At 71.9% G+C, this 14,590-nt stretch carries 14 protein-coding genes and 1 tRNA gene; 6 read left to right on the forward strand and 9 right to left on the reverse strand.

Annotated elements, in window-relative coordinates; genetic code table 11:
- The 5 genes from ACIOSR_RS01730 (at window position 1) to ACIOSR_RS01750 (ending at window position 4,986) form a co-directional block, all read left to right on the forward strand.
- The gene (locus ACIOSR_RS01730; protein WP_402751692.1) at window positions 1-1,227 is read left to right on the forward strand and encodes a PucR family transcriptional regulator; all 1,227 of its coding nucleotides are present in this window, start codon (window positions 1-3) and stop codon (window positions 1,225-1,227) included.
- Between the two features lie 106 nt (window positions 1,228-1,333).
- Window positions 1,334-2,254 carry an ACP S-malonyltransferase gene (locus tag ACIOSR_RS01735; RefSeq protein WP_402751693.1) on the forward strand — a complete coding sequence of 307 codons (921 nt, stop codon included), beginning with the start codon at window positions 1,334-1,336 and terminating at the stop codon, window positions 2,252-2,254.
- A complete protein-coding gene (locus ACIOSR_RS01740; protein WP_056045584.1) occupies window positions 2,251-3,261 on the forward strand; it encodes a beta-ketoacyl-ACP synthase III in 1,011 nt (336 codons plus the stop codon). Before ACIOSR_RS01735 ends, ACIOSR_RS01740 begins: the two co-directional genes overlap by 4 nt.
- Window positions 3,262-3,342: 81 nt before the next feature.
- Window positions 3,343-3,591 carry an acyl carrier protein gene (locus ACIOSR_RS01745; RefSeq protein ID WP_043592609.1) on the forward strand — a complete coding sequence of 83 codons (249 nt, stop codon included), beginning with the start codon at window positions 3,343-3,345 and terminating at the stop codon, window positions 3,589-3,591.
- A 156-nt stretch (window positions 3,592-3,747) separates the two neighbouring features.
- A complete protein-coding gene (locus ACIOSR_RS01750) occupies window positions 3,748-4,986 on the forward strand; it encodes a beta-ketoacyl-[acyl-carrier-protein] synthase family protein (RefSeq protein ID WP_402751694.1) in 1,239 nt (412 codons plus the stop codon).
- A 226-nt stretch (window positions 4,987-5,212) separates the two neighbouring features.
- Here ACIOSR_RS01750 and ACIOSR_RS01755 read toward each other — a convergent pair whose 3' ends face one another.
- From ACIOSR_RS01755 to ACIOSR_RS01795, 9 genes are all read right to left on the reverse strand, one after another.
- A complete protein-coding gene (locus tag ACIOSR_RS01755) occupies window positions 5,213-5,716 on the reverse strand; it encodes a DUF3145 domain-containing protein (protein WP_056045587.1) in 504 nt (167 codons plus the stop codon).
- Between the two features lie 196 nt (window positions 5,717-5,912).
- A complete protein-coding gene (locus ACIOSR_RS01760; RefSeq protein WP_402751695.1) occupies window positions 5,913-7,574 on the reverse strand; it encodes a bifunctional 3'-5' exonuclease/DNA polymerase in 1,662 nt (553 codons plus the stop codon).
- Between the two features lie 42 nt (window positions 7,575-7,616).
- Window positions 7,617-8,477 (reverse strand): DUF1684 domain-containing protein, encoded by an 861-nt coding sequence (locus ACIOSR_RS01765; RefSeq protein WP_402751696.1) that lies wholly within the window; start codon window positions 8,475-8,477, stop codon window positions 7,617-7,619.
- 104 nt (window positions 8,478-8,581) lie between these two features.
- Window positions 8,582-9,223, reverse strand: coding sequence for an FMN reductase (locus tag ACIOSR_RS01770; protein WP_200412979.1), 642 nt, complete (start codon window positions 9,221-9,223; stop codon window positions 8,582-8,584).
- Between the two features lie 19 nt (window positions 9,224-9,242).
- Complete coding sequence (locus tag ACIOSR_RS01775) at window positions 9,243-10,379, reverse strand: LLM class flavin-dependent oxidoreductase (protein ID WP_402751697.1); 1,137 nt, start codon at window positions 10,377-10,379, stop codon at window positions 9,243-9,245.
- Between the two features lie 575 nt (window positions 10,380-10,954).
- The gene (locus ACIOSR_RS01780; protein ID WP_148053615.1) at window positions 10,955-11,296 is read right to left on the reverse strand and encodes a hypothetical protein; all 342 of its coding nucleotides are present in this window, start codon (window positions 11,294-11,296) and stop codon (window positions 10,955-10,957) included.
- 115 nt (window positions 11,297-11,411) lie between these two features.
- Window positions 11,412-11,485: transfer RNA gene (locus ACIOSR_RS01785), tRNA-Ile, on the reverse strand.
- A gap of 57 nt (window positions 11,486-11,542) precedes the next feature.
- Window positions 11,543-12,826 carry a glycosyltransferase gene (locus ACIOSR_RS01790; protein ID WP_402751698.1) on the reverse strand — a complete coding sequence of 428 codons (1,284 nt, stop codon included), beginning with the start codon at window positions 12,824-12,826 and terminating at the stop codon, window positions 11,543-11,545.
- A 94-nt stretch (window positions 12,827-12,920) separates the two neighbouring features.
- The gene (locus ACIOSR_RS01795) at window positions 12,921-13,835 is read right to left on the reverse strand and encodes a DMT family transporter (protein ID WP_123570787.1); all 915 of its coding nucleotides are present in this window, start codon (window positions 13,833-13,835) and stop codon (window positions 12,921-12,923) included.
- 41 nt (window positions 13,836-13,876) lie between these two features.
- Here ACIOSR_RS01795 and def point away from each other — a divergent pair, with 41 nt between their 5' ends.
- Window positions 13,877-14,443 (forward strand): peptide deformylase, encoded by a 567-nt coding sequence (def, locus tag ACIOSR_RS01800; protein ID WP_192123500.1) that lies wholly within the window; start codon window positions 13,877-13,879, stop codon window positions 14,441-14,443.
- Window positions 14,444-14,590: the final 147 nt, after the last annotated feature.

The following is a 14,590-nucleotide window of genomic DNA, read 5'->3' on the forward strand; positions in this document are numbered from 1 at the left end:
GTGAGCGCCGAGCGGGTGCCCGGATCGCCCCTGCAGCCGTCCGCGGCCACGAAAGAGCGCACGCTCGCGTGGCTGCGGACGGTCTCGGGTGAGCTGTCCACCGCGACCATCAAGCGCCTCGAAGAGACGCTGCCCTGGTACGGGGACATGCCCCCCGGGCGTCGCTCGGCGGTCGGGCTCGTCGCCCAGGCCGGCATCACCTCGTTCATCAGCTGGTTCGCCGACCCGCGATCCACCCCGTGGATCGCCGCCGACGTCTTCGGTGCGGCCCCGCGCGAACTGCTCCGCTCGGTCAGCCTCACGCAGACCCTGCAGCTCATCCGCATCACCGTCGAGGTCGTGGAAGAACGCGTCAAGGACGGCGACGACTCGTTGCGCGAAGCGATCCTCCTGTACTCGCGCGAGATAGCCTTCGCCTCGGCGGACGTCTACGCCCGGGCCGCCGAAGCCCGAGGCCTCTGGGACGCCCGACTCGAGGCCCTGGTCGTCGACTCGATCCTGAGCGGCGAGTACGACGACGAGTTGCCCAGCCGCATCGCCGCGCTCGGATGGCACGGGCACGGTGAGGTCGCCGTCCTCGTCGGCACGGCTCCGCGGATGCTCGACGTCGACATGCTCCGACGCACGGCCCGGCACCGGGAGGCCGACGTGCTCATCGGCGTGCAGGGCAGCCGACTGGTGCTCGTCATCGGGCGGGCCGATCCGCTCGACGAGGGCAGCGCCTCCTCGACCCACCCCAGCTTCACCGAGATCGCGCGCGCGCTCGAACCCGGCTTCGGCGACGGGCACCTCGTGCTCGGCCACGAGGTGCCGAGCCTCGTCGACGCCTCGAAGAGCGCCAAGGCCGCCCTCGCCGGTTTCGCGGTCGCACGGGCCTGGCGCAACGCGCCCCGCCCCGTCCTCGCCGACGACCTCCTGCCCGAGCGCGCCCTCGCCGGAGACCCGGTCGCACGGTCGACCCTCGTCAACCGCATCTACAAGCCCCTCAAGACGCACTCGACCGAGTTGCTGACGACCTTGTGGTGCTACCTCGACAACGGGCGCTCGCTCGAGGCCACGGCACGCGAACTCTTCGTGCACCCGAACACCGTGCGGTATCGCCTGAAGCGCGTCACGGACGTGATCGGCTGGGATGCCACCGGCGCCCGTGAGGCGCTGATCCTCCAGTCGGCGCTCGTGCTCGGATCGATCGCCGACCCCGAGGGGTCAGGGGTCCGACGCAAGTGACCGTCGGGCTGCCCGCGAGGACGTCTGTGCGCTTCGACAACGTTCTCGCTCATCTTTGGTCGAGTTGCTACACCGCAGACCCCCGACTCGTTGGCATGATGGACCAGTGATCGTTGTCGTAGCGCCCGGTCAGGGCTCCCAAACTCCCGGTTTCCTCGACCCCTGGCTGGCAGACCCCGACCAGCGTGAGTTGCTGACGTCGCTCTCCGACGCGGCCGGCCTCGATCTCGTCGCCCACGGCACCACGTCCGACGCCGACACGATCCGCGACACCGCCGTGGCCCAGCCCCTCATCGTCGCGGCCGGCATCCTGACCGCCCGTGCCCTCTTCGGCCGTGTCGAGCGCTCCGCCGTCGTCGGCGTCGCGGGCCACTCGGTCGGAGAGTTCACCGCCGCGGCCGTCAGCGGCGTGCTGAGCGACCTCGACGCCGTCACGCTCGTCGCCGAACGGGGCCGGGCCATGGCCGACGCCGCCGCACTCGTCGAGACCGGCATGAGCGCCGTGCTCGGCGGTGACGAAGACGAACTGCTCGCCCGTCTCGACGCCCTCGGGCTCTTCCCCGCCAACTACAACGGTGGCGGCCAGATCGTCGTCGCCGGCGAGACCGCCGCACTCGCCGAACTGGCGGCCGACCCGCCGGCCAAGAGCCGCGTCGTGCCCCTCCAGGTCGCCGGCGCCTTCCACACGCGGTACATGCAGCCCGCCGTCGAGCGCCTCCGCTCCGCCGCCGCCTCGGTCACGGCCGCCGACCCCTCGACGACGCTCTGGACCAACCACGACGGCAGCACCGTCGACTCGGGCGCGCGCTTCGTCGAGCTGCTCGTCGGGCAGGTCTCGTCTCCCGTCCGATGGGATGCGACCATGCGGTCGTTCGCCGACGCCGGTGTGACGGGCATCGTCGAACTCGCCCCGGCCGGAGCCCTGACCGGCCTGGCCAAGCGCGCGCTGAGGGGTGTCCCCTCGGTCGCCGTCAAGACACCCGACGACCTGCAGGCCGCCGTCGACCTCATCGAGGGAGCAGCATGACCACCCCCCAGCTCAACCAGACCACCGGTGCGCAGTTCACCCGGATCTACGCACTCGGCGCCGCCCGCGGTGAGAACGTGGTCCCGAACGCCGACATCATCGAACCGATCAACTCCAGCGACGAGTGGATCCAGCAGCGCACCGGTGTGATCACCCGCCGACGGGCAGGCAAGGACGTCAAGGTCGTCGACCTCGCCGAGACCGCCGCCAACGAGGCCATCGCCAAGTCGGGCATCCGCCCCGACCAGATCGGCGCCGTCCTCGTGTCGACCATCGGTGCCGGCGTCGTGACCCCGTCGGTCGCCTCGCTGCTCGCCGAGCGCGTCGGTGCGAACCCGGCCGCCGCCTACGACATCTCGGCCGCCTGCGCCGGCTTCACGTACGGCATCGCGCAGGCCGACTCGTTCGTCAAGTCGGGCCTCGCCGAGTACGTCCTCGTCGTGGGTGCCGAGAAGCTCAGCGACGTCATCGACCCGACCGACCGCACGATCTCGTTCCTGCTCGCCGACGGAGCGGGTGCGGCCATCGTCGGCCCGTCCGACACCGCGGGCATCGGCCCGACGGTCTGGGGCTCGGACGGCTCGAAGTGGGACGCCATCGGCATGACCAACACCATGACCGAGTACCGCGAGGGTGCCGGCGAGATCCCCTGGCCGACCCTCCGCCAAGAAGGTCAGACGGTCTTCCGCTGGGCCGTCTGGGAGATGGCCAAGGTCGCCAAGGAGGCCCTCGAACGCGCCGGCGTGACCGCCGACCAGCTGTCGGCCTTCGTGCCCCACCAGGCCAACATGCGCATCATCGACGAGTTCGCGAAGCAGCTCGGCCTGCCCGAGTCCGTCGTGATCGGTCGCGACATCGCGACCACCGGCAACACCTCGGCCGCCAGCATCCCGCTCGCGACCCACCGACTGCTCGACGAACACCCCGAACTCAGTGGCGGTCTCGCGCTGCAGATCGGTTTCGGTGCCGGACTCGTGTTCGGCGCCCAGGTGGTCGTGCTGCCCTAGCGCGCCGCTGCCCACCCGACCGCGGGGCGCTGTATAGGCTTTACCCCGGTCACAACGACACCCCCTCAAGGAGACAACACCATGGCACTGTCCACCGAAGAAGTCCTCGCCGGCCTCGCCGAGCTCGTCAACGACGAGACCGGGATCGCCACCGACACCGTCGAGATGGACAAGTCGTTCACCGACGACCTCGACATCGACTCGATCTCCATGATGACCATCGTCGTCAACGCCGAAGAGAAGTTCGACGTCAAGATCCCCGACGAAGAGGTCAAGAACCTCAAGACCGTCGGCGACGCCGTCACGTACATCCACAAGGCGCAGAACTAAGACGTCGGCTGCCCGGTCGCCGTCACGGCGACCGGGCCCCGCCGCTGTGCCCTCGACGCCGTCGACCCCACGCCACCAGCCTCGGCTGCAGCCCGGGTCACGGCGTCGTCGTACATCGGCACAGCCCACCGACCGGCCCTCCCAGAAGGAACGTCAATGACCAAGAAGATCGTCGTCACCGGCCTCGGCGCCACGAGCCCGCTCGGTGGCACCGCCACCGAGAGCTGGCAGAACCTGCTCGCCGGCCAGTCGGGCATCACCACGCTCGAACAGGACTGGGTCGCCAAGTACGAGCTGCCCGTCACCTTCGCCGGCCAGGCACGCACCCCCTCGGCCGACGTGCTCGACCGCCGCGAGATCAAGCGCCTCGACCCGTCGAGCCAGTTCGCGCTCACCGCGGCCCGCGAGGCCTGGGCCGACGCCGGCTCGCCCGAGGTCGTCCCCGAACGCTTCATCGTCGACTGGGCCACCGGGATCGGCGGTGTCTGGACGCTGCTCGACGGGTGGGACACCCTGCGCGAGAAGGGCCCGCGACGCGTCCTGCCGATGACCGTCCCCATGCTCATGCCGAACGGTCCCGCCGCCGCCATCTCGATGAGCCTGGGTGCGCGCGCCGGAGCCCGCACGGTCGTGTCGGCCTGCGCCTCCAGCACCGAGTCGATCGCCATGGCCTACGAGCACCTGCAGTCCGGCCTCGCCGACATCGCCGTCGCCGGCGGTTCCGAGGCGGCCATCCACCCGATGCCCCTGGCCTCCTTCGCGGCCATGCAGGCCCTCTCGAAGCGCAACGACGACCCCGCCACCGCCTCGCGTCCCTACGACGTCACGCGCGACGGCTTCGTCCTCGCCGAAGGAGGCGCGGCGCTCGTCCTCGAGACCGAGGAGCACGCCCTGGCCCGCGGGGCCCGCATCTACGCCGAGCTCATCGGTGGTGCGGTCACCAGCGACTCGTACCACATCACCGCTCCCGACCCCGAGGGCACCGGCGCCGCCCGGGCCGTCATCGCGACGCTCGAGAACGCGGGGGTCGACCGCGACCAGGTCGTCCACGTCAACGCCCACGCGACGAGCACCCCGGTCGGCGACATCGCCGAGTACCACGCCATCAAGCGCGTCTTCGGCGACCACACCCCGAAGCTGATCGTCTCGGCGACCAAGGCGGCCACGGGCCACCTGCTCGGCGGCGCGGGCGGCATCGAGGCGCTGTTCACGGTCAAGGCGCTGCACGAGCGCGTGGCACCGCAGACGATCAACGTCACGCAGATGGACGACGAGATCGACATGGACGTCGTCGTCGGAGAACCGCGTCCCCTGCCCGAGGGCGAGATCGTGGCGATCAGCAACTCGTTCGGCTTCGGCGGCCACAACGCCGTCGTCGGGTTCCGCTCGGTCTGACCGAGGCGACCGACGCAGGAGGCGCGGGGGGGGGGGTTAACCCCCCCCCCCCCCCCGCGGGGGGGCCCCCCGGGGCCCCGGCCCCCCCCCCCCCCGGCGGGGGGGGGGGGGGCCGGGGCCCCGGGGGGCCCCCCCGCGGGGGGGGGGGGGGGGTTAACCCCCCCCCCCGCGCCTCCTGCGTCGTCACCCGGTGCGCCCGGGACGCCCCTCCCCGGGCAGGGGCGGGTCAGCTGACCTTGTGCAGCCAGACGACGGGGTTGCCTTCGCCGCTGTAGCGGAACGGTTCGAGTTCGTCGTCCCAGGCCTGGCCGAGGGCGAGACGCAGCTCGCGGTGCAGCTCGAGGGTGTTCGACCCCGCGATCTCCATCGCGTAGCGGATGCGGTCCTCGGGGATGACCGTGTTGCCGGCGGTGTCGGTCTGGGCGAAGAACACGCCCAGGTCGGGAGAGTGCATCCAGCGCCCCCCGTCGTGGGTCTCGCCGGGGTCTTCGGTCACCTCGTAGCGGAGGTGCTCCCAGCCCCGCAGAGCAGAGGCGATGCGCGCGCCGGAACCCTCGTCACCCTGCCACGAGAACTCGGTGCGCTGGGCGCCGGGCAGCACGGGTTGGTCGACCCAGGCGAAGTTCACGCCGTGCCCGAGGGCACGACCGACGGCCCACTCGACGTGTGGGCACAGTGCACGAGGGGACGAGTGCACGTAGAGCACTCCCCGAGCGGTTGCAGCAGCCACGATTCCTCCATCTGGTTCAGGTGCGACTTCCCCATCGACCTGTCAGACGTGACTCGTGTGCGTTCTTCGATTGTGCGGGCCGGGACCCGGTGATGCGCGGGACGGTGCCCGTTCTGTGAATTATGACCGACCCGCCTGAGAAATCACAACTGTGTAACACCTGCGAATGGTGCGGCGTCTCGCACGGCCGGCCGGCTCACTTGGCCTGCGAGTAGTCGTCCACGACCGCGACCGTGACCGGGAAGGCCACCGGGGCGTCGCCGAAGAGCAGCCGGCCGGCCTCGACCGCGCTGTCGACGACCATCGCGGCGACCTCGTCGGCGGCGGCCGCGGGGGCGTGCACCACCACCTCGTCGTGCAGGAAGAACACGAAGTGGGGTGCCGGGACGCCGGTCCCCCAGCGCGCGTGCAGACGACGGCGCAAGGCGCCCATCCAGCAGAGGGCCCACTCCGCGGCGGTGCCCTGCACGACGAAGTTGCGCGTGAACCGACCCCACGAGCGTGCGTCGCGATCGGCCGGCCGCACGCCCATCTCGGGAGGCAGCGCGCCCGCCCCGGCGCCCCCGGAGGCGTCCGGGTCGTCGGACGGCCGCGGTGAACTGCGGCCGAGCAGGGTGTCGACGACTCCCCCGGCCTCGCCCGTGCGCGCCGCCGTCTCGACGAGCGCCATGGCGTCGGGGAACCGCCGCGCCAGGCGGGGCACGAGACGGCCGCTCTCGCCCTGGGTCGCGCCGTACATCGCGCCGAGCATCGCGACCTTGGCCTCGGCCCGCGTCGCGACGGCCCCGCTGGCGACGATGCCCTCGTACAGGTCGCCCGACCCGGCCCGGGCCATCGAGCGGTCGCCGGACAGGCCGGTCAGGATGCGCGGCTCGAGTTGCGAGGCGTCGGCGACCACGAGCTTCCAGCCCGGGTCGGCCACGACGGCCCCGCGGACCGCCCGGGGAAGCTGCAGCGCGCCTCCTCCGCTCGTGGCCCACCGGCCGGTCACGACGCCGCCCGGCACGTAGTCGGGACGGAAGCGCCCGCCGTGCACCCAGGCGTCGAGCCAGGCCCAGCCGTTGGCGACGAGCAGGCGCTGCATCTTCTTGTAGCGGAGCAGCGGCTCGATGGCGGGGTGCTCGTGCCGTTGCAGTTCCCACTGCCGCGTCGACTGCACGAGCACGCCCGCCCGGTTCAGGGCCCTGATCAGTTCGGCGGGCGAGTCGGGGTTGAGATCGGGCGCGTCGAGCGCCTGCCGCACCTCGTCGAGGGCGTCGCGCATGCGGGCCGGTCGCTCTCCCGGGGCGGGCCTCGGCCCGAGGGCAGCGGTCAGCAGTTCGTCGTGCACCCGGGGCGACCACGGGATGCCCCGGTGGCGCATCTCGGCCGCGATCAACGCACCGGTGGACTCGGCGGCGACGAGCAGCTCGAGTCGACCCCGGGCAGGCGACGCCTCGACCGCCTCGCGCTGGGCGAGGAACTCGGCCGCCGGGTCGGGCAGCGACTCGGGGAGGACCTCGAAGAGGCCGTCGGACTCCCCCGGCGACGCCTGGGCGACGTCCCACGGCCCGGGAGCCGCGCCTCCGAGGGGGAAGGCGGGCGCCGACGTCGACCGTCGCAGGATCGCGTGCACGAGCCGGAGGTCGACGCAGCGCGCCAGCGTGACCCCGGCGTCGAGGAGGCGCGGGTACCACCGCGGGGTGTCGTCCCAGACCCAGCGGGGCGAGGCCTCGCGCTCGAGGCCGGCCACGCGCGCCGGCAGGTCGGCCGCGGGGATGGTCTCCACGCCGACCGCTTCGAGCAACCCCGACGTGCCACGCTCGTACCGCGTCAGCTCGACGTCACCGTCGGGCAGTCGACGCAGCAGGAAGAACACCGCCTGATCATCCCACTTCGCGCCGACGCCGCCGGCCCGTTCTCAGTGCAGCGGCTGCCCGGCGGCGTCGAGGACGTTCTTCTCGCCCGCCTCGATCGGCGACGCGAACCGGTTCTGGGCCGGCGGGATCGGGCAGTTGAAGGCGTACGAGAAGGCGCAGGGCGGCAGGACGGCCCGGTTGAAGTCGAGCGTGATGGTGCCGTCGCCGTTCGGCACCGGGAAGAGGAACCGCCCGACCGAGTACGTGCTGTCGCCGTTGGTCGCGTCGCCGAAGACGAGCTGCAACCGGTCGCCGTCACCCGACGGGAACGCCGCGAGCTCGTGGTCGACCCCGTCGCGGGTGAAGCGGATGAGCCCGGGCAACGGCTTGGGCCGACTGAGCTCGAGGTCAGCCTGGTGACGGATGTCGACCTGGGTGTCGGGCGCGGTGGGCACGAAGTCGGCCGTGACGACCCAGTCCGGGTCGAACGGGAAGGCGTCGATTGACCCGAAGCCCGTCACGGCGTCCGACGCGGAGTCCCAGACGCGGAGGGCGTACCCGGTGTGGTCGTCGTTCGCGATCACCGTGCCGGTCGTCGTCTCCGAGAACCGGAGGCTGCTCGGGACCATCGCGTCGTCACCCGCCACGACGACGGTGCCGTCGACGAGGTCGCCGTCCACGTGGATGCCGTCCGCGGCGGCGGCCGTCAGCGCCAGTCCCGACACGCCCTGCGGGGTCGGCGCCCAGCGGCCCGGCACGCCCCAGACGGTCTGCTCGTGGTCGACCCACTGCGTGCCGGTCAGGGCGAGCGGACCCTGCGGCGACACCGCGCGGGTGCGGCGCAGGACGTGGAAGCGGTCGAGCTCGGCCTGCGCGGCCGCGTGCTCGGACGGGCGGGTGGTGTCGGCGGTGCTGTCGGTCATCGGTCCTCCTGGGGTCTGACGGGGGCAACGCCGGGGAGGCGCGGTTCATGCCCCGACGGACGGGACGTGGTCGGGACCGGCACCGCGCCTCCTCGTCCGACGTCTCAGTCCTGCAGGTCGTCGCCGCCCACGGCGAGGCGCCGGAGCTGCTCGTCGAACGGGACGACCGCGGCGAACGGGTCGTCGAGCGCGCCCTCGTGCCGCGCCACGAGCTCGGCGAACTCCCCCGCGGCGCGCGTGACCCGCTCGGGCAGCGTCGTGGAGGTGCCGTCGCCCTCGCCCCAGTCCTCGGACGCCGCGAACACGGAGGTGGGCACGACGACGGCCTGGAGGTAGGCGAACAGGGGTCGCACCGCGTACTCGAGGGCCAACGAGTGGCGGGCCGTTCCGCCGGTCGCCCCGATCAGCACGGGCGTGCCCGTCAGCGCCTTGTGGTCCATCACGTCGACGAACGACTTGAACAGGCCGCTGTACGAGGACGAGAAGACGGGCGTGACCGCGATCACGCCGTCGGCACTCGTCACCTTCTCGAGCGCCTCGGCGAGGGCGGGAGGCGCGAAACCGGTCAGCATCGCGTCCGTCACCTCGTGCGCGAGGTCGCGCAGCTCGACGACCTCGACCTCGACGAACGAGCCACGGCCGACGAGGTCACGCGTGGTGGCCTCGACCAGCCGGTCGGCCAACAGACGTGTGGAGGACGGCTGGCCCAGCCCCGCGGACAGGGCGACGATCTTCTTGGTGCTCATGGCGCGCCTCCTGCGTGTCTCAGCGGGCGGACGACGCGGTGAGCGCGTCGTGCGCGGTGGGTGTGGCCGTGGACCGCGACGCCCGGGTCGCGGCCTCGACGAGCGAGGCATGCGTGGGGGCGTCGGGCACGTCGGCCGGACGGTTCGCGGCGAACTCGCGACGGAGGACCGGCACGACCTCGCTGCCGAGGATGTCGAGCTGCTCGAGGACCGTCTTCAGGGGCAGGCCGGCGTGGTCCATGAGGAAGAGCTGGCGCTGGTAGTCGCCGACGTAGTCGCGGAAGCCGAGGGTGCGGTCGATGACCTCCTGGGGGCTGCCGACGGTGAGCGGGGTCTGGCTCGTGAAGTCCTCCATCGAGGGGCCGTGGCCGTAGACCGGGGCGTTGTCGAAGTAGGGACGGAAGGTGCGCTTGGCGTCCTGCGAGTTCTTCGCCAGGAAGACCTGACCGCCCAGACCGACGATCGCCTGGTCGGCACGCCCGTGCCCGTGGTGCTCGAAGCGGCTGCGGTAGAGCTCGACCATCTGCTTCGTGTGCGAGGCGGGCCAGAAGATGTGGTTGGCGAAGAAGCCGTCGCCGTAGTAGGCGGCCTGCTCGGCGATCTCGGGGCTGCGGATCGACCCGTGCCAGACGAAGGGCGCGACGCCGTCGAGGGGACGCGGGGTCGCCGTGAAGCCCTGCAGCGGGGTGCGGAAGTGGCCCTTCCAGTCGACGACGTCCTCGCGCCAGAGACGGTGCAACAGGGCGTAGTTCTCGATCGCCAGGTTGATGCCCTGGCGGATGTCCTTGCCGAACCAGGGGTAGACCGGGCCCGTGTTGCCCCGACCGAGCGTGAGGTCGATCCGGCCACCGGCGAGGTGTTGGAGCATCGCGAAGTCCTCGGCGATCTTGACCGGGTCGTTCGTCGTGATGAGCGTCGTGGCCGTGCTGAGCACGATGCGCTCGGTCTGCGCGGCGATGTAGGCGAGGAGGGTCGTCGGGCTCGAGTTCACGAAGGGCGGGTTGTGGTGCTCGCCTGCGGCGTAGACGTCGAGGCCGACCTCTTCGGCCTTCTTCGCGATGGTGACCATCGCCTGGAGGCGCTCGCCCTCGGTCGGGGTGGCACCGGTCGTGGGGTCGGTCGTGATGTCGCCGACGCTGAAGATTCCGAACTGCATTGCTCCACCTTAGAACATCTGCATGCGTTTGCATGCACTTCGGTGAACCGCGGGGTGGGGCGTGGCATTCCCGGGCGTGCGACGCCAGCCCGGCCCGGCCCGGCCCGGCTCGACCTCGGTGTGCGGGGTGCGGGTGCGGGGTGCGGTTCGGGGTGCGGCGCGTCGGCAACTCCGGATCGGTGCCGCGGCGCGGAGGCTCAGGCCCGAAAACACGCGGTCCTCGCCGATCGGCGCCGCAGGAAGCAGGAGTTGCCGGCACGCGTCGGCAATTCCCGACGGGTGCCGCGCCGCGGAAGGCCGAGCCCGGAAATACGCGGCCCCTCGCCGATAGGCGCCGCAGGGGGCAGGAGTTGCCGGCACGCGTCGGCAACTCCGGACCGGTGTCGCAGCTCGGGGACCCGGGCCCGGAGACACGGGACGGACGCCGGCCGGTACGACGGGAGTCAGGAGTTGCCGACCACGCGACGGGGTAGGTGCGGGACGGACTGGGGTCGGGCGGGGAGCAGGCGCGCCAGAGTGGAGGCGCGCCGGGGTGGTCGCGCACCGGGGCGGGGTGAGGCGGTTGCGGCGGCGGGTCAGGCTAGGGGGGCGAGGCGCAGCCAGCGCTCCGCGACCTGGGCTTGCGAGACGGGCCCGTCGCCGTCGCGGTCGATCTGGGGCGAGTCGAACTCGACCCACCAGGTGCGGGCCGAGCCGCCGATGGCCGACACCCCCTGCCAGGCGCTGCCCCCGGCCCGGACCACGATGCCCGTCGGGCCGTACGGGAACGGCGTAGAAGGGTCCTCGTCCGAGTCGAGGACGTACACCTGGGCCCCCACGCCCATGCGCGCCGGGCCGGATCGCCCGGCGTCGTCGGAGGAGGCGCCGCCCCAGGCGTCGGGGTCGGGCTCCGGCTGTCGGGGCCGCTTGGTGAACATGGACGACATCGTGCCACGCACGACGGACGCCGGGCGACGACGCGGCCGCGCTCACAGCAGGCCCGGAGGCCGCGAACCGACCGGAACCGGGGCAGGCGCCACCGGACACCACGAGTAGGGCGGACGGGACTTGAACCCGTGACCGATCGATTATGAGTCGACTGCTCTAACCGGCTGAGCTACCGCCCCTCGCGTCGGCCCACCGGTGCGAGCCGTGGCCGGCCGGGGCGGTGCCGCGGTCGACCGTCAGTGCGCGCGGTCGGACGCCGCGTCGGTGGAGGGGACCACCGGCTGACCACGATACAGGCTCTCGAACACGCTGAGCGTTCGCTCGATGTCGTGCCCCTCGATCATCTTCAGGCTGGCCCGGCGCATCGCGAGGTACTCGTCGTCGGGGGCGGTCAACACCGTCGTGAGCTTGTCGGCGAGGTCGCGGCTGTCGCCCGGGCGGAAGAGGTATCCGTTCTGGCCCTCGTCGACCAGGTGCGGCAGGGCCATGGCGTCGGCCACGACGATGGGCAGCCCCGACGCCATCGCCTCGAGGCTGGCGATGCTCTGGAGTTCGGCGATCGACGGCATGGCGAAGACCGTCGACTCGGTCAGCGTGCGCCGCAACTCGTCGTCGGACAGGTACCCGGCGAAGGTGACGACGTCGGCGAGGCCGAGGTCGCGGCTGGTCGTCTGGAGCTGCTTGAAGAGGTCTCCGCCGCCCACGATCGTGAGCGTCGCGCCGAGGGCCGGGTCGAGCAGGGTCATCGCCTTGAGCAGCACGTCGATCTGCTTCTCGGCCGTGACCCGGCCGACGAACACGATGCGGTTCTCGGCCGGACGGGTGTCGAGGGCGGTGTAGTGCCCGGCCTCGATGCCGCAGGAGACGGCGAGCACGCCGGTGACCGCGACCGACTTCTCGAGGAACGTGGCCGCCTTCTGCGTGGGGGTCGTGATCGCCGCGGCCTTGTGGAACGTCTTGCTCGCGTCGTTCCACGCCATCTGGGTCGCCTTGGCGCGCAGCCCCTTGGGCAGACCGGTGTGCTCGAGCAGGTTCTCGGGCATGAAGTGGTTCGTGGCGACGATCCGCACGCCCCGGCGCTCGGCGACCTGCGCGACGCCCCGGCCCATCACGATGTGCGACTGGATGTGGACGACGTCGGGGTGGATCTCGTCGAAGATCTTCTCAGCGTGCTCCTGCACGCGCCACGGGGTGGCGAAGCGCAGCCAGTCGTGCAGCGGCCACCGCGTCGAGTACAGCCGGTGGACGGTCAACGTCACGCCGCCGTGCTGCTCGAGGAAGGTGCCGTGGTGCCGGCTGGCCGCGGGCACCATGAGGTGCACGTCGTGGCCGCGCTGGGCGAGCCCCACGGCGAGCCGCTCCGTGAAGTTGGCGGCGCCGTTGACGTCGGGCGGGAAGGTGTCGCCAGCGATCAGGACGGTCAGGCGGTCGGACGACCCCGAGGAGGCGCGGGTCGCGACGTCAGCCGACGTCGCGTCGTCGGGTCGGCCGGGTTCCGAGGGCGTCGGGGCAGGTGTCACGGGTCGTGGCGTCCTTCTCGTGCTCGGTGGGGTGTGCGGCGCGTCGTTCGCCCGGACGATCGTCGACCGGCGGGCGAGACGACCCCACGCTAGCTCAGGCTCGGGTCTGGGGATGGTATTTGGCGAGTTGGAACACGCCGTAGACCGCGATGGCGGCCGCGACGACGAAGAAGACGCCGGCGATCGCGGGGGCGTTCTGCGCCTCGCCCAGGACGACGATGCCGATGCCGACCGCGATGAGCGGATCGACGACCGTGAGACCGGCGATGACGAGGTCGGGTGGGCCGGACGAGTAGGCGTTCTGCACGAAGTACCCGCCGAGCAGTCCGGCCGCGAGCAGGAACACGATGCACACGATCGTCAACCAGTCGAAGTTGCCGGCGAAGACCCGGTTGAGGACGACCTTGGCGAGGGTCGCGACGAAGCCGTAGAGCACGCCCGCCGCGATGATGTAGAACAGCGCGCTGCGACGGCGGCGCAACAGGGCGAAGGCGACACCCAGCACGGAGCCGACGACGGCGAGGATCACGAGGACCGTGACGAGCTGCCGCGTGGTGATCTCGGGCTCGATGGCCGTGAAGGCCGCCACGGTGACGAAGAGCCCGACGCCGCCGACGCAGAAGAGGATGGCCCGCTTGGCGCGCCGGTCGAGTCGTCGACCCGTCGAACGGGAGTTGAGGACTGCCGTGATGACGAGGGCGACCGCCCCGAGCGGCTGCACCACGAGGAGCGGTGCGATGCGCAGACTGGTCAGCTGGAAGAGGATCGCGAGGCCGAGCATCAGCGTGCCCAGCACCCACGAGGGGCGGCCCACGAGGGCGAGCACCTGGCGGACGTTCATGCCGCTCTTCGCCGCACCGATCCGTCGCTCGACCTTGGCGACGCCCTGGTGCTGGAGCTGGGCGCCGATCGAGAGGAACACCGCGCCGATCAGCGCGATCGGGATGCCGAGCGCCTGGTAGGGGGTCAGGGATACCTGCTGGGTGAGCTCCCCGATGTCCGTCGTCACGGCGTCCACGCTAGCGCCGTGGCGCTGGATAGTCTGGACGAATGGCCGTTCGACCCATTTCCATCACGGGTGACCCCGTGCTCCACTCCCCCGCCTCCGAGGTGACCGTCGTCGACGACGACCTGCGCACCCTCGTCGCCGACATGTTCGAGACGATGGACGCCGCCCCGGGCGTCGGTCTGGCGGGCCCGCAGGTGGGCGTGGGCAAGCGCCTGTTCGTCTACTCGTGGACCGACGACGACGGCGAGCTGTGGCGCGGCGTGGCCATCAACCCGACGCTCTGGCAGAGTCCGCTCTCGATCGAGCCGCTCGACGACGACTCCGAGTCCGAGGGCTGCCTCTCGGTGCCCGGCGAGAGGTTCCCGTTGCGGCGTGCCGACGGCGTCGTGCTGCGGGCCACCGACCTCGAGGGCGACGCGGTCGAGATCGAGGCCTGGGGCTGGCTCGCCCGCGTCTTCCAGCACGAGTACGACCACCTCGACGGCATCCTGTACGCGGACCGGCTCGAGCATCCCTTCCACAAGGCGGCCGCGAAGGCGGTCCGCAAGAAGGGCTGGGGACAACCGGGCAGCACCTGGCTGCCGGGCGTCGACCACCTCGAGGACTGACGACCGGCCCCGACCGACCCCGAGACCGAGGAGGGGGGGGGGGGGGCCGCCCCCCCCCCCCCCCCCAAAGGCGTTGGGGGGGCGCCCCCAACGTGAAGGACCCGGCGCGGGGGGCCGCCCCGGCCCCGCCCCCCCAAAATAACCCCC

The organism is Frigoribacterium sp. NPDC087798, from assembly GCF_044742985.1.
Lineage (GTDB): Bacteria > Actinomycetota > Actinomycetes > Actinomycetales > Microbacteriaceae > Frigoribacterium.

Bases quoted from the DNA above. Each gene is read 5' to 3' on its own strand.
- ACIOSR_RS01740 (WP_056045584.1), top strand. From the start codon at position 2,251: ATGACCACCCCCCAGCTCAACCAGACCACCGGTGCGCAGTTCACCCGG.
- ACIOSR_RS01745 (WP_043592609.1), top strand. From the start codon at position 3,343: ATGGCACTGTCCACCGAAGAAGTCCTCGCCGGCCTCGCCGAGCTCGTC.
- ACIOSR_RS01750 (WP_402751694.1), top strand. From the start codon at position 3,748: ATGACCAAGAAGATCGTCGTCACCGGCCTCGGCGCCACGAGCCCGCTC.
- ACIOSR_RS01765 (WP_402751696.1), bottom strand. From the start codon at position 8,477: ATGACCGACAGCACCGCCGACACCACCCGCCCGTCCGAGCACGCGGCC.
- ACIOSR_RS01770 (WP_200412979.1), bottom strand. From the start codon at position 9,223: ATGAGCACCAAGAAGATCGTCGCCCTGTCCGCGGGGCTGGGCCAGCCG.
- ACIOSR_RS01775 (WP_402751697.1), bottom strand. From the start codon at position 10,379: ATGCAGTTCGGAATCTTCAGCGTCGGCGACATCACGACCGACCCCACG.
- ACIOSR_RS01780 (WP_148053615.1), bottom strand. From the start codon at position 11,296: ATGTTCACCAAGCGGCCCCGACAGCCGGAGCCCGACCCCGACGCCTGG.
- def (WP_192123500.1), top strand. From the start codon at position 13,877: ATGGCCGTTCGACCCATTTCCATCACGGGTGACCCCGTGCTCCACTCC.